Annotated in this window: 13 protein-coding genes; 7 read left to right on the top strand and 6 right to left on the bottom strand. The window is 33.3% G+C overall.

The genetic code is table 11. The annotated features are described in order from the left end of the window. Positions 1-66: 66 nt before the first annotated feature. The 4 genes from ACIQ4I_RS12710 to ACIQ4I_RS12695 form a co-directional block, all read right to left on the bottom strand. The gene (locus ACIQ4I_RS12710; protein ID WP_403096383.1) at positions 67-3,264 is read right to left on the bottom strand and encodes an AfsR/SARP family transcriptional regulator; all 3,198 of its coding nucleotides are present in this window, start codon (positions 3,262-3,264) and stop codon (positions 67-69) included. A gap of 229 nt (positions 3,265-3,493) precedes the next feature. Then, a complete protein-coding gene (locus ACIQ4I_RS12705; RefSeq protein WP_403096381.1) occupies positions 3,494-4,726 on the bottom strand; it encodes an ATP-binding protein in 1,233 nt (410 codons plus the stop codon). Between the two features lie 291 nt (positions 4,727-5,017). Beyond that, entirely contained in the window at positions 5,018-5,761 is a 744-nt protein-coding gene (locus tag ACIQ4I_RS12700) for a 3-hydroxybutyrate dehydrogenase (RefSeq protein ID WP_403096379.1), read from the bottom strand. Between the two features lie 704 nt (positions 5,762-6,465). Then, positions 6,466-6,897, bottom strand: a complete 432-nt coding sequence (locus ACIQ4I_RS12695) for a MarR family winged helix-turn-helix transcriptional regulator (RefSeq protein WP_403096800.1) — start codon at positions 6,895-6,897, stop codon at positions 6,466-6,468. A gap of 121 nt (positions 6,898-7,018) precedes the next feature. Here ACIQ4I_RS12695 and ACIQ4I_RS12690 point away from each other — a divergent pair, with 121 nt between their 5' ends. Beyond that, the gene (locus tag ACIQ4I_RS12690) at positions 7,019-7,606 is read left to right on the top strand and encodes an NAD(P)H-dependent oxidoreductase (protein WP_403096378.1); all 588 of its coding nucleotides are present in this window, start codon (positions 7,019-7,021) and stop codon (positions 7,604-7,606) included. A 655-nt stretch (positions 7,607-8,261) separates the two neighbouring features. On the opposite strand, the gene ACIQ4I_RS12685 is transcribed toward ACIQ4I_RS12690, so the two are convergent. After that, positions 8,262-9,074, bottom strand: coding sequence for an ABC transporter permease subunit (locus ACIQ4I_RS12685; RefSeq protein ID WP_403096376.1), 813 nt, complete (start codon positions 9,072-9,074; stop codon positions 8,262-8,264). Then, a complete protein-coding gene (locus tag ACIQ4I_RS12680) occupies positions 9,074-9,958 on the bottom strand; it encodes an ABC transporter ATP-binding protein (protein ID WP_403096374.1) in 885 nt (294 codons plus the stop codon). The genes ACIQ4I_RS12685 and ACIQ4I_RS12680 overlap by 1 nt, the downstream gene beginning before the upstream one ends. Before the next feature lie 149 nt (positions 9,959-10,107). Here ACIQ4I_RS12680 and ACIQ4I_RS12675 point away from each other — a divergent pair, with 149 nt between their 5' ends. From ACIQ4I_RS12675 to ACIQ4I_RS12650, 6 genes are all read left to right on the top strand, one after another. After that, the gene (locus ACIQ4I_RS12675) at positions 10,108-10,701 is read left to right on the top strand and encodes a TetR/AcrR family transcriptional regulator (RefSeq protein WP_403096372.1); all 594 of its coding nucleotides are present in this window, start codon (positions 10,108-10,110) and stop codon (positions 10,699-10,701) included. Positions 10,702-10,780: 79 nt separating this feature from the next. Next, a complete protein-coding gene (locus ACIQ4I_RS12670; RefSeq protein ID WP_403096371.1) occupies positions 10,781-11,059 on the top strand; it encodes a hypothetical protein in 279 nt (92 codons plus the stop codon). A gap of 371 nt (positions 11,060-11,430) precedes the next feature. Then, positions 11,431-12,237, top strand: coding sequence for a transporter substrate-binding domain-containing protein (locus tag ACIQ4I_RS12665; RefSeq protein WP_403096369.1), 807 nt, complete (start codon positions 11,431-11,433; stop codon positions 12,235-12,237). 63 nt (positions 12,238-12,300) lie between these two features. After that, positions 12,301-12,960, top strand: a complete 660-nt coding sequence (locus ACIQ4I_RS12660; protein WP_403096367.1) for an amino acid ABC transporter permease — start codon at positions 12,301-12,303, stop codon at positions 12,958-12,960. A gap of 15 nt (positions 12,961-12,975) precedes the next feature. Next, positions 12,976-13,716 carry an amino acid ABC transporter ATP-binding protein gene (locus ACIQ4I_RS12655; RefSeq protein ID WP_403096366.1) on the top strand — a complete coding sequence of 247 codons (741 nt, stop codon included), beginning with the start codon at positions 12,976-12,978 and terminating at the stop codon, positions 13,714-13,716. A gap of 13 nt (positions 13,717-13,729) precedes the next feature. Next, positions 13,730-14,200 (top strand): S-ribosylhomocysteine lyase, encoded by a 471-nt coding sequence (locus ACIQ4I_RS12650; protein WP_403096365.1) that lies wholly within the window; start codon positions 13,730-13,732, stop codon positions 14,198-14,200. The last annotated feature ends 137 nt before the right edge of the window (positions 14,201-14,337 follow it).

Raw genomic sequence — 14,337 nt, 5'->3', positions numbered from 1 at the left:
GTATCATATCTGTTCTTAGTTACAAACCAGTTACAAATAAAAAAGACCCAACGTGTTTACGCTAGGTCATCTTAAGATCATGTCGAACATTTGAATGGTTGTTTCCATCGGTTCAATATTCAATTCTGTCTTTAATACTTTCTCACATTTTTCGTACCATTTAACCGCCTGCGTCCGATTCTGTAACTGATAGTAGCCATACATAATTAAGCGATATGCTTCTTCCCATGTATCATCGATTTTTAACAACTGTTCTGCCCAATAGATGGTTTGGTTAAATTCTTTTAAACGGATATAATTCTGCGCCAATCGTTCTATAGCTTCCAAAAAAAGAAATTGTATCTCCTCACGTATATCTTGAAGCCATATTAATTGGTGTTTGTCTGCAATCAATTTACCACTATATATTCGAATTCCTCTTAAAAGCCATTCATTCGAAAAATAAGGATCCTTTTCCTGCATCCCAAAAGATATAAATTGTTTAAATGAATCTAAATCACTTGTAATACAATGATTTGTCATCAGTTTGTACATTGACTGCTTTCGAACAACATAGGCACTTTCCGCACGGGGTAAACGGCTCGGTTCTAGCACTTTTAATAAAGCATTATAGACTACTTTAAAATCTCTCGTACTAGATTCTTCTGTAGCATCTGGCCATAAGACATTTATCATCTCTTCTTTAGACACAAATCTTGTTTGATTCAAATAGAGATAGATCAATAACTCTTTCGCTTTTTCTCGCTGCCAAGTTTTTTCATCGATTTCTTTATCATCTCTATACACTGTAAAATTCCCTAATAAATGTATTGTATATAAATGTTTCGGAACTGGAAGATTAGCATCCACTTCTAATAATTGATAAATTCTTAGAGTATAAGGGGATGGATTTTCTTGTAAAGTCGTCCATTTTTGCATCATTTGCCACCACACTATGTTCTTCCTAGGTCCAAAAATATGTTGGTTTCTGATATAAAAATCAAAATTTTTTTCTACAATAGTAGATATACAGCGATTAAAATTTGATACAAATGCAATATCATCATTTTGTAAATAAGCCAAATAAGCTTCCCAAAAATGGACAATTGTCAACCCAAAATAATCTTTTGTATTTTCAAATTTTCTATTAGCTTTTTTAAGTGTTTCTTTTGCTTCTTCGTAGTGTTCATGCTCCACAAAGATAACGGATAACGCGACATAAAGCAGGGCTGAAACCCAGTGATCATGTACTCTTTCTGTCTCAATTAAACCCAGTTGCGCATACATGATGGCTTGATCAAGTTGACCCTGCCGACTTTTTACAATTGCAAGACCCATATAGGATTCTGCCTTTGCACGATTCACCTGAATACGATCCATTATTTCAATCGTGTTTTTATAGCATTGTTCTGCTTCAGCTATGTCAGAAGGATTCAAAGCTAATAGTGTATGTCCTTTACGTAGGTATGCTACCGCAAGTATATATTGTGCGTGCTCATTTTCTTTTTTAGTAATACTTTTATTTGCCGATTCTAAAGCTATCACATGTTCACCTAATAATAATAATATGAACGCATGTAAAACATCTCTCTCTCTATACGCATCCGATGCAAGACTACTTGTGTCTAATCGATTCTCTAGTAGATTTTTTGCTTCATGGAGTTTTCCTTGTCGTAATAATATTCTTGCATCTAAATTTCCTTGCATCAGTACGTCAGGAGGTAGCCCTACCTCCGCAACCCACTCTTCTGCCTCATAGGGCTTGCCTAGATTCACTAGATTTTCTGCATATTGTTTCTGTATAAACTGGAGATGACTTTCTTCTAATTCCGCTCTTTCTACTAATTCAAGCGCTTCTTGCAAATAATTTTCAGCAAGTGACGGTTGAATAGTATCCAAATAGATATGTGCAATTCCTGCCTTTGCTTTAAAAATAACGTCATAAGCATTGTATTCTTCAGCAAAACGAATACATTTTTCATAAGCCTTTTTTGCTTTTTCATATTGTGCACGGAAACGTTGGCTTTCTCCTTCAAAATAGTAAAGTTGAAAGTGTTCTGCCATCGTCTTCTCAGATAACTCTCGAATTCGTTCGATAAACCAATCAAATTTTCCAACTTCTATAAATTGATTTGCAAAACAAATTAAAGTCGAAGCAATAAAATCTTCATCTTTCGTTTTCATCGCATGAAATACTGATTGTACTGAGTTTTGTTTTTGAGTGTAATACTTAGCAGCCTTTAGATGCAGTGAAATATATTCTTCTAGTTTCTGCTCCATCATTTTAACTTCTAAAAATTGCTGAAACAACACATGATATCGAAACTCTGAATGGCCACTTAAAGGTTGGATGAACACATGCTTATGCACAAGATTTTGAAGCAGTTCTGAAAATCGTTCTCCATAAAATGTTTCGATTAATTCATAAGAAAACGATTCGAAAATACTAAACTTCATAATGGCTTCTTTTTCGAATTCATCCAGCGATTCAAATACTTCCTCTGATAAATAATGGAAAAAGTCATTTGCCGAAGGATTCTGCAATTTCTTAATGGATTTCTCTAAATCAATTGTTTGAGTCGCAAGGAATAAAATAGCGATTGCCCAGCCCTCAGTTGTTTGGAGTATATGTTGTACTTGCTCCTCATTAATTTGCCGATCAAAATAATCTTCAAAGAAAACTTGAATTTCTTCAGCTGAGAAAACAAAATCCTCTTCAACACATTCGACTAACTGATGATTAATTCTTAGATTCCGTATATAACTCCAAGAAGGATTTGTTCTAGATGAAATAATAAGATGAATATTTGGTGGTAAATGTACGATCAACTTTTCCATGACATAATGTATATGAAAAATATGATCTACTAGATAGTAATCATCTAACACTACAAAAAAAGGAGTATTTATTTTGCAAAACTCATTTATAAAAAGGGTAAAAAGCTTGTTTAACTCTTCTACCTTTGGGAACATAGAAAGTTGATCCCATCCGCTCATTTTCTCTCCAAAAGAAGGCTGCACGCGCCGTACGCTATAAAATAAGTGACGTAAAAAAGGCAAAATATCATCATCATCTTCAGTCACTTGATACCATGAAAAAACTATATTTTGATCTGATAAAAATTGTGCCAAAGCTGAAGTTTTACCGAAACCTGCTCCACTATGCAAAATAGTAAGCTTAGCCCGATGGCTATTGGCTAATTTCTTCATTACTTTCGATCGTCTCATGTAATGGATAGCCGGTTCTGGTGGAATAAGTTTAGATAACAATATGTTGTCTTCCATATCGAAACCTCCTTTTAATTCCTATGTAAGTAATATTTTAACATATTCGTATGAATTCATATGTTGAAGTTCGATTTATAACTATTAATATATGCAGGGAAATCTGTGGAAAGACTTTGAGGTTTTTTTGTGGTGTAATTTTTGGAATGTGATTGTGTTGAGATGAAAATCAGACTTACAAAAAACTTCATATAGGTATTCTAACTACCCATATGAAGTAAAACTTCCCCTAAACAGGAAATAATATGATAAATGTAGTACCTCTCCCCTTTTTACTTTCTACTTTAATCGTACCCCCAGCTTTATGGATAGCATTATAAACCATAACCATGCCAAGTCCAGTCCCTTGCTTTTTCGTTGAATAATAAGGTTTTCCCAATGATGAAATCTGTTCATCTGTCATCCCAATTCCTGAGTCCTTTATTTTTAGAATGATGGTCCTCTTTTGCTCAGAGACTTCAATTTCCAATTTGCCGCCTTTTTCTTTCATAGCCTCTATACCATTTTTGTATAAATTAATGAAACATTGTTGAATCTGACTTTTATCGAAACTTTTATGCAGAGAATTATGAAAACGGGTTTGTATATCTACATTATGCATATTTGCATATGGCATCAGTATGTTTTTCGCATACTCAGTTTCTTCTTTTAAATTAGAATCTGCCATATTTTCATATTGAGGTTTGGAGAAAGTAAGAAAATCACTAACAATTTTTTCGGCACGTATTAATTCTTGTAACGAGTAATCAACATAACTTTTTTCTTTTGATGGAACCGATTCTGATTGACTTAATAATTGCAGAAAGCCGTGGGTTGTAGTAAGCGGATTTCGTATTTCATGAGCTACACTAGCTGATAATTCACTAATCACTTGATAACGATCTGATTGCATAATCAATTTTTGCGCTCTCATATTGGCAATAAGTCGCTCTATCATACTAACCATAATAATCATCATAATTAAATGAGTTCCCGTTGCATTAATAGCTAGTATCCAAAATTCATGATTTAATGGTGTTTGAAAGCTAAGTGTAAAAAGATAAAAAACCATCGTTAAGAAAGAAACCATTCCGGCAAATGGAATACGATACTTAGTATCCAAAGAAAGAAATTTTTTGCTACATAATGAGGCAGCTATTAAAATGACCGTTGAAAAGAGAAATGACTGTATAATGCCATCTCCACCAATAATAAATCGATATAAATTAAGTGCAAAATAAGGGATAAGTGCATTTTTAAATCCCCAATAAAGCGCAATAATGATAAAAGAAATATATCGTAAATCGAAGATAAATCCGCTCTGTAAATGAATTGGTAATGATAAACAACCAATCACTGAAATTGTAGCCATAATAGAAAAGATTAGATTTAAATGAGGATAATTCTTTGCATCGAAAAATATAGAATAACCTATAAATGGTAATAGTAAAAACATGAAGTCTAATAGTAATGTTTCAAACAAAATCGTACGTCCTTCCAAAATAAATTGATGCCTACTTTATTTTTACCATAGCTTTATCTCTAAAGATATGGTAAATCTGTAAATGGTACATTTGATTCAACTTTCGATATTATCTTTATTTTCAAACACCTATCAACAATAGTATATATAACTGGATCAAGGTACTACCTTTCTTATTCAAAACTGTCATAAATAAAACCAACCTAATTCTTTCATTATCATACTCTTATTCAATCTAAAATTATTGTGAGTTGTTATTATTTTGTTTTTTCCTGTATTAACTTGCAGAATTTATATTCCACCTGAAACACTTAAGTTTTCACCTGTAATACCCGTTGCTGCATTTGATGTTAAAAAATACACGCCGTCTGCAACTTCTTCTGGTGTTATCAATCGTTTCATCGCTTGTTTCGGATAAATAATTTCGGCAAGTGCTTGCCCTTCATCAAGCCCTTTTTCCTCTAATTCTTTGATTTGTCTATCTAAAAGTGGAGTTTTTACCGGTCCAGGCAAAACAGCATTTGCCGTAATATTATATTTAGCTCCTTCTAGTGCTGTCACTCTTGTAATGCCAATCACGCCATGTTTTGCTGCTACATAAGCTACTTTTTCCGGAGTTGCCTTATCTCCGTGAATGGATGATATATTGATAATTCGGCCATATTGCTGCTCTTTCATGTAAGGCATTGCATGTTTTGTCATAAGGAAAGTTCCTTTTAACATGACATCTATTAGAAGATCCCATTGTTCTGTTGGAAAATCCTCTACTTTTGCTCGATATTGGAGGCCAGCATTATTGACTATGACATCTACTTGACCCTTTCTTGCAACATGTTGTATAGCTTGTTTCACTGAGATTTCATTCGTCACATCTAATTGGATAGCTTGTACTCTTCCTGGAAAAATTTCTTCTAATTTCTTAACTTGGTCAAGATGCAGGTCTGTTGCAAATACGAAATCACCTTGTTCTACAAATTTTTTCACTAACGCTTGTCCTATTCCTCCAGCTGCACCTGTTATAATCACATTTCTCATATATTCCCCTCCATTTGATTGAACTATATTTTTTAGTAGATTCCATAAATAAACCGTAACTTCCCATTCATATTTTCTATTTGATGAAATTAACTTCTTTGATGACTAATATTTATAGATTACAAATGCCTGTATACCATTTCTGAAAACAATTAATTCTATTTAATTAGATGATTTTCTCTCGATTTTTAGAACATAGATCCTCTAAAATCTATTAATTTTTAATAGCTGATTTAGCGTAGCTTTCAGTTAAACGAATACCTCACATTGAAGCTTATCTACCAGCAAGTAAAACACACTATTTGTAGAAATAAAAAAACTGTAATATACAATCAGATATTGTATACTACAGCTCTTTAACGATGAAAATTTTGTTCAATAGTCATTGAATCTCCATTCGAATACACTTCCAATGATTATTCTTTTCTAGTTAAACAATACGAATATTTTCTAAATAAACAAGTCAAGGTTACTGTTGATATCTCATTTCCAGTATTTACTTAGTATGTCGCTCCAGATGGCGCTTTCCCGCAGGAGTCGCCATCTTCCGCTCCATAGATAATGTTCTAATATATATGGCATATAACAATGGCACATTTAATGTTCGTGTATTTTATCAAATCTTTGAATTATAAATTGATTCATCTTAATAAATTCTATACTTAACAGTTCAAAGAATATTTAAAACATTTCCTCGCCTATGTTTATGGATGAAACAGTTTATTTTGTAGAATATTTAAAGCTTGTTCAATTTCTTCTATATCCTTTTCAGTAGTATTCTGTATTCGGTTTAGGAAGCGTGATTCAATCGTGGCAAATGCCTCATTCATCATGATTTCCCCTTCTCTAGAAAGGCAAATAGATTGTTTTCTTCGATCTTCAGGATTACTTATTTTTTCAATTAGATTCTTTTCCTTTAATTTTTTTATTTCTCTACTCGTATTTGGCATAGAAATATGCTGACAATCGCTAATTTCACTAAGTGTGACTGGTTGACTAACCTTTAAATATTCTAGGATTTTGTATTGAACAGTAGTAAGTGAATCTGACTTGATGTTATGTGTTAAATCATGTGTTACTTGATGTACGGATGTTGTAAATGCTATTACTTTATTGAATAGTGCGTTCTTATTAATTTTTCTCACCTCTTTTTGATAACATATCAAAATAGTTATCAAAAAACAATTATCATTTGACAACAAAATGATATGAGTTGTATTATTTAGTTATCAAATGATAAGTATTGAGGGAGATGCTATGAAGGCGTTAATCATTTACACGTATCCAAATCACAACAGTCTAAATCATTCATTTTTGCAAAAAATTATCGAAGGATGTAATGAAAATCCTAACATTAAAGAATTACAGGTCTTAGATTTATATGAAGATAAATTTGACCCACTTTTAGTATTTAATGAAGAAAAGCGTAGACGGGATATGTACCGAGATCCTGAATTAGAGAAATATCGTAAGCAGATCACTTGGGCTGACAAGATTGTATTTGTTTATCCGATTTGGTGGGGACGTCCACCTGCTATGCTTATGGGATATATTGATCAATTGTTTGCATCTAACTTTGCTTATCGAGATAAGAAGGGAATATTGCCAGAGGGGCTTTTAAAAGGGAAGTCTGTTGTATGTGTGTCAACCATGAAGGGACCTACAAAATATCCACTTATTTGGTTGAATAATGCACATAAAATCCTGATGAAGAAAGCTGTATTTAATTTTGTAGGAATAAAAAAAGTGAAATTTTTTGAATTCGGAAATATGGAAAGTTCAAAGGGAAAGCAGACACTAAAATTAGAAAAAGTCTATCGCTATTTTAAAAAAATAGCAGAATAAGGAAAAGTTACATAGTCATTTAATAAGAAAATAATATAATTAGTTCAATTTTAAAGGCTATTTAAATGGATAGTTATGAATTCATATCCATAGTGCCATCACTTTAAACTCACAAATCAACGCGTAACTCTGTTGTCTCACTCATTTAAACGGGACAACGTTTCATTCTCGCAATCTGAGAGGAGAGCTGACACAATAACTATTTCTTCTAAATATAAACCATCAAATTAAACATTCCATAAAAAAACCGAAGAGGAAACTCTTCGGTTTTAGACTATAGAAAATAAATATAGATAATTACGATAGTTAATTTTCACTGCGGGCAGATTCTTTCAGTGGCTAGAGAGGGCCGAGCCGCTTCCATCGTTTTACGAAAGAAGATGGTCTCGCCTGTCTTCCTTTTGAGTGCACTGAAAAAGTAAAAATAGATGTAAATTTATGATAAAAATCTTGTATATCTATCTTCGTTGAAGTGGAATTAGCGGAGACTCCTGTGGGAAAACGAGTTAGACGAGACCCCGGAGCCCAGCGAGGAGGCTCGTCAGTTCGCCCACGGAAAGCGGAGCTAATCCCACTTCATCTAATAGCAGATATATACTATGAAAATTTTCTTTTGGTACTAATTGATCAGTTGAGCATTTCTAACTGTTCTAAATTATAAAGGTAAATTACGTTTTCTAAAAATTAATATACCTATTCCAGCGGTAAGTATTCCAATAAAACATAGTATGATAGATGTTTGCACTATATCGGCACTTCCGCTTACAATTTCACTTGGTCTAAACAAAGAATAAATAGTTATATTTCTTAACCATTCGACCTTATCACTTATCTTACCGATCATATCTAAGCTAAAGAAGCCAAATGCTATCACACCTGAGATTCCAAGTGCTTTCTTTTCATCATTTGCCAAGCAAGATATTAAAAATGAAATCCCTCCTACTGCAATGAAAAGGAATAACGTTGCGATATTAAGTTGAATAAATTTAATTGCATGAAAAGAATTTTCTCCTTTCATAAATATACCGTATCCCACAAAACCAGAAATGGTCGTAATTAGCATAATAAGAAAAACACCTGTTAATAAAACGCTTGCTTGTGTAAAAGCAATCTTCCCCCTTGTAGTAGGAGTAGCTAATAAATACGCCATTGAACCTTGATCAACTAATTTCGCCATTAGCTGAGTAGGCAACATAACACAAAAGATCGTTAAGATAATTGTTAGGATTACTCCATAATATTCACCCGAAATATATGATTCAAAGCTTCCAAAGCCATTTTCAAACCCAAATGCCTTCATAACACCTTTTGGCATAACTTTCATAAAATCATTTAAAGATTTTGTATTTTCTGCGATACTAGGATACACCCAAACCATTAGAAGCATATAAAAGGCTGATCCTATAGCATAATTCATCATTCCTTTTAGGTGAACTTTCATCATGTGCTTATAAAGTGAAAAATTCATTATAATCCCCCCGCATTATCATAATAATTCATGAAAATTTCCTCGAGGTTCTGAGTAAATACATCTATATTTCGTACATGATATTTAGCGGTTTCAGCCAAAAATTCATCAAAGTTTCCTTGTACAGCTACTCTCACCGTATTTTTTTCATGAAGTTCAATATGCAGGTTTGATTTTGCAAAAGCTGCTGCATCAGAAGGATCTTGAAAGGTTACTTCAAAAAGCTTACGCTGCATGGATTGTAATTCATGGATATCTTTTACCGCAATCACTATACCGTCCTTTATAATCGCAGCTCTATCGCAAGTTCTTTCGATTTCAGGCAGGCTGTGTGATGATAATAAGATTGTCTTTCCTTTTGCTTTTTCTTCAAGAATTAATTCAATAAACACTCTTTGCATTAGCGGGTCTAATCCGGATGTCGGTTCATCTAAGATAATGACTTCAGGGTCATGCATTAAAGCAGCTACAATGCCTACCTTTTGTTTCATTCCTTTGGACATCTTACGTATTGGCGTATTTACATCGAATTGAAGGCGTTCAATTAATTTATTGCGCTTTGATAGGTCTTTCAATCCTTGCATTTCACCCATAAAATCTAAGAAGCCCTTGCCAGTCATCCCTTCAAGAAATGCTATTTCTCCTGGCAAATAGCCAATATATTTTTGAACTTCACCTTGGTTTTTCCATGTATCTAAATCATTAACCTTTATAAAACCAGTATCCGGTTTCATAAAACCCATAATATGGCGAATGGTTGTTGACTTCCCGGCACCATTTGGCCCTAAAAAACCGAAAACCTCACCTTGCATAATCGAAAAAGATACGTTGAATATCCCTTTTCCATTCTTGAACTTTTTTGTAACATTATGAACTTCTAACACCCTAGCACCTCCTGAATAATTATGAAATATTCGTCCCTTTACATTTCATAATCATATTAAACTTTGGCAATAATCGTGTCAATATAATTATGAAATATTAATATGCTATAATTTCATAAATAAGAAATTTTCAATTTAAGGAGAAATAAATGAACGGTTTTGAGAAAAGAGCTGCTTTAATAAAAGATAAAATTTTAAATACGACTCTTGAAATGCTAAAAACATTGGAGCCCAGCAACTTACGTATTGCCGATATCGCTAAGGCTGCCCAGGTTTCACAAGTGACTATTTATAATTATTTTGGTGGTAAAGAAGCGTTAATACATGAAGTAGTCAAAAATTATATTGATTCATCTATTTCTGATTTTCAGAAATACATGCAACAGGATGGAACAGTTAAGGAAAAGATCGAACGAATGATACTACAGGATAAGGAAGCTTATCATACCTTATCACCATTTCTGATTAACCAGTTACTCACTGAAGACAAAGAATTGGCTGAGTATGTTCAAAAGGAAACTAATGAAAAAATAATTCCCTCTATGATTAAGCTGATAGAGGATGGGAAAGAAAATGGGGAAATTTCAGAAAAAGTTACAACGCAAGCATTTTTAGTATTCATAAACTTTTATTTAAAGCATTATCAAGAACTTGTTGAAATGGTTAATCAAGAAAACAATACAGATTTAATTGAAAGTATGCACCATATTTTCTTTTACGGCATATGTGGTAAAGAAGAGTAAATCGTTTAAGGTTCTTGAGTTACTCTTCTTTTAAAAGAATCCATTATTACAGGAATTACTTATTCGAATGGGGGAGATTATGAAAATATTTCTATTAATTAGCCAAATCTTCTATTTAATTTGTATAGTTTTCTGGATTCCGATTTTCGGATTGTCGTTTATGAGTTTTGATGCCGGCTTCAACCTATATAACGTAACTTTTGCCTTTACAATTGGATTCTATCCGATTGCGGTAATAGTTTGTTCCATTATTGCTTGGATCTTTCGGTTACGTAAAAAACGCGTTGCTATCATCATCAATCTTATACCAATGCTGTGGATTCTGCCTATAGGTCTGTCAATACTGTATTTTCTATAAAAACTAGATTACAAGATTAGTTTTGAAGGAATATAACAAGTCACTCCTTAGTGGCTTTTCTTTTTTTGTAAATGAATAGTATGAGAATTTTATCGCTGAACGAAAGATTTCATCCTACACGGTTTAAGCCAAAACTCAAGTGAGCTATCCTTCTCTATTTCCTTTATCCCATTTTTTACTTCTATAGTTATTCCATCGCCTCTTTTCCTTAATAATCCCTATTCTTTATTTCATAGTATCCTCTTACAACCTATTAATTATTTTTATTTTTAAATTTTCTAAAAATATAGATTGTTTTTTAGTTTCAAAAGGTTTATTATATTTACAATCCAAATAAGAATACTAAGAATTAATTGAGGAGGGATTTTTTAATGAAGAAATTTTTTACAGCAATTATTTTACTAGTTGCATTAGCTTCATTATCAGCTTGTGGTAAAGGTGCCGAAAGCAGTGCTGATAGTGGCAAAAAACTTAACAAATTAGAACAAATTCAAAAAGACGGAGTTATTAATATTGGGCTTGAAGGAACTTTTCCGCCATTTAGCTTTCATGATTCAAAAGGAAAATTAACTGGTTTCGAATATGAAATTGCAGATCAAATTGCCAAAGATTTAGGTGTGAAACCAAACTATGTTGAAACAAAATGGGATTCACTAATAGCTGGTCTTGATACAGATAAATATGATTTTGTTATAAATAACATCTCTATTTCTGATGAACGTAAACAAAAATACGACTTCACTATTCCTTATATGATTTCAAATGCGGTATTAGCAGTTCGAAAAGATAATTCAGAAATCAATTCACTTAAAGACTACAAAGGTAAAAAAAGTGCACAAACAGTTACTTCTAACTTTGCACAAGATGCAAAGAATCTAGGCGCAGAAATTGTTCCAAACGAAAATTTAACACAATCTCTTGACCTAGTAACTCAAAAACGCGCTGATGGTACAATCCATGATGAAGTAACTTTCCTTACCTATTTAAAAGAACATCCTGATGCAAATTTACGAATCGTAGACGGTAAAGTAAGTTCTACAGACATTGCGCTTATCCTAAACAAAAATCAAGATGATTTCCGCGAAAAATTAAACGAAGTTATTCAAAAAAGACTTGATGATGGTACTTTCTCTAAAATCTCAGAAAAATACTTTAATAAAGATATCATGAACAAATAGTCTTCAGATTTAGAGATTGTTAATTCTTGCAATCTCTATTTATTCACCATAGGAGGTCGTTTAATGGAACGTTCACTTGAAGTTGCAATCGAGGCATTTTGGCCAGTTTTAAAAGCGGGTCTTACGATCACTCTTCCTTTATCTCTTATTGCATTTGCCATTGCCCTAGTTATTGCAATCATTACAGCATTAGTTAAACTTTCACACTTCAAGCTGTTAAAGGCGATCTTCAGTATTTATGTATGGATATTCAGAGGTACACCATTACTTGTTCAGCTATTTATCGCATTTTATGGTCTACCTTATGCTGGAATTGAACTTGACCCTTGGACAGCAGCAATTATTACATTTGCCCTAAATACTGGAGCCTATTCTTCGGAATCAATTCGGGCATCAATTTTAGCAATTCCGAAAGGACAGTGGGAAGCCGCAGAATCTCTAGGCATGAGCTACGGTCAAGTATTACGTCGTGTAATTGCACCACAAACTTTCCGTATTTCACTACCCCCTATTACGAATGACTTTATCGATTTAGTAAAAGGAACTTCTCTTGCAGCAAGTATTACGATTGCAGAAATGACCATGATTGGGCAACAAATTACGGCTGTTACATATGAACCCCTAGCCATATATTCATTGGTTGCGCTGATTTATCTTGCTTTCTGTTCAATATTAACTTACTTCCAAAGCCGTTTAGAAAAAGCCGCTTCCAAATACGTTTAAGGAGGGATTGTCCATATGGTTCAATTCAAAGACATTACGAAAAGATTTGGAGATCATATCGCCCTAAAAAATATTTCAATCCAGTTTCATGAAGGTGAAACTACTGTGATTCTTGGACCATCTGGTTCTGGAAAATCAACTTTACTTAGGTGCATCAATTTGCTAGAATTACCAAATAGAGGATTTCTTTCGATTCCTCCTACAATCATTTCATTTGATCAACCAATATCAAAGATTGATAAGATGAACATTCGAAAAAATACAGCAATGGTGTTTCAAAGCTTTAACTTATTTCCACACCGAACTGTTATCGAAAATGTTATTGAAGGTCCGGTGACTGTACTTAAGCAAGATAAGCAACAATCGCTTGAAGACGCAAAGGAATTACTTGCAAAAGTAGGCATGTCACAGCGCGAAAATCATTATCCTTCTCAGCTTTCTGGCGGTCAGCAGCAACGCGTAGCTATTGCTCGAGCACTCGCAATGAATCCGAAATTCTTATTATTTGATGAGCCAACTAGTGCCCTAGATCCCGAACTTGAGGGGGAAGTTTTAAAGGTATTACAAAAGCTAGCTGAAGAAGGAAAATCGATGATTATTGTCACACATAACTTGAACTTTGCTCGTAAAGTTGCTGATAGGATTTTGTTCCTTGAAAACGGTGAACTGTTATTTGACGGATCAACCGACCAATTTTTCAATAATACATCAAATGAACGAATTCAAACGTTTATTCAATCTATGGAATTTATTTAAAGGAGACGATCATATGTCAAAAGATAAAACAAATGTAGAAAGTTTCGATTTAGATCATACAAAAGTTGTTGCACCTTACGTTCGATTAGCAGGTGTAAAGGAAGGTCAAAACGGCGATGTTGTGTACAAATATGATATCCGCTTTAAACAACCAAACAAAGGTCATATGGAAATGCCTGCACTTCACTCGCTTGAACATCTAATGGCTGATAATATCCGTAACCATTCAGACAAAGTCATAGACCTATCACCTATGGGGTGCCAAACTGGATTTTATTTATCATTCATCAACCATAATAATTATGAAGATGTGCTAAATATTCTAGAACTTACATTAAAGGATGTACTTGATGCAAATGCTGTACCTGCTTGTAACGAAGTACAATGCGGATGGGCAGCAAGTCATAGCCTAGAAGGTGCTCAAGAATTAGCAAAAGAATTTTTAGCAAAACGCGATGAATGGCATCAAGTTTTTGGTGAGTAGTTTTTATTATACGAGCTTGAATTGTTAAAAATAGAGATATTATATAATGCATAGGGCTATCTTAAACGTGGAATTCTTCACATTCAGATAGCCCTTTAAAATTGATAATTATCTGAATTTCTCCGTTTCTGAAGAGT

Origin of the sequence: Rummeliibacillus sp. NPDC094406, assembly GCF_044763875.1 — a bacterium.
Taxonomy (GTDB): domain Bacteria; phylum Bacillota; class Bacilli; order Bacillales_A; family Planococcaceae; genus Rummeliibacillus.
This window is presented reverse-complemented; position numbering and strand designations above follow the sequence as displayed.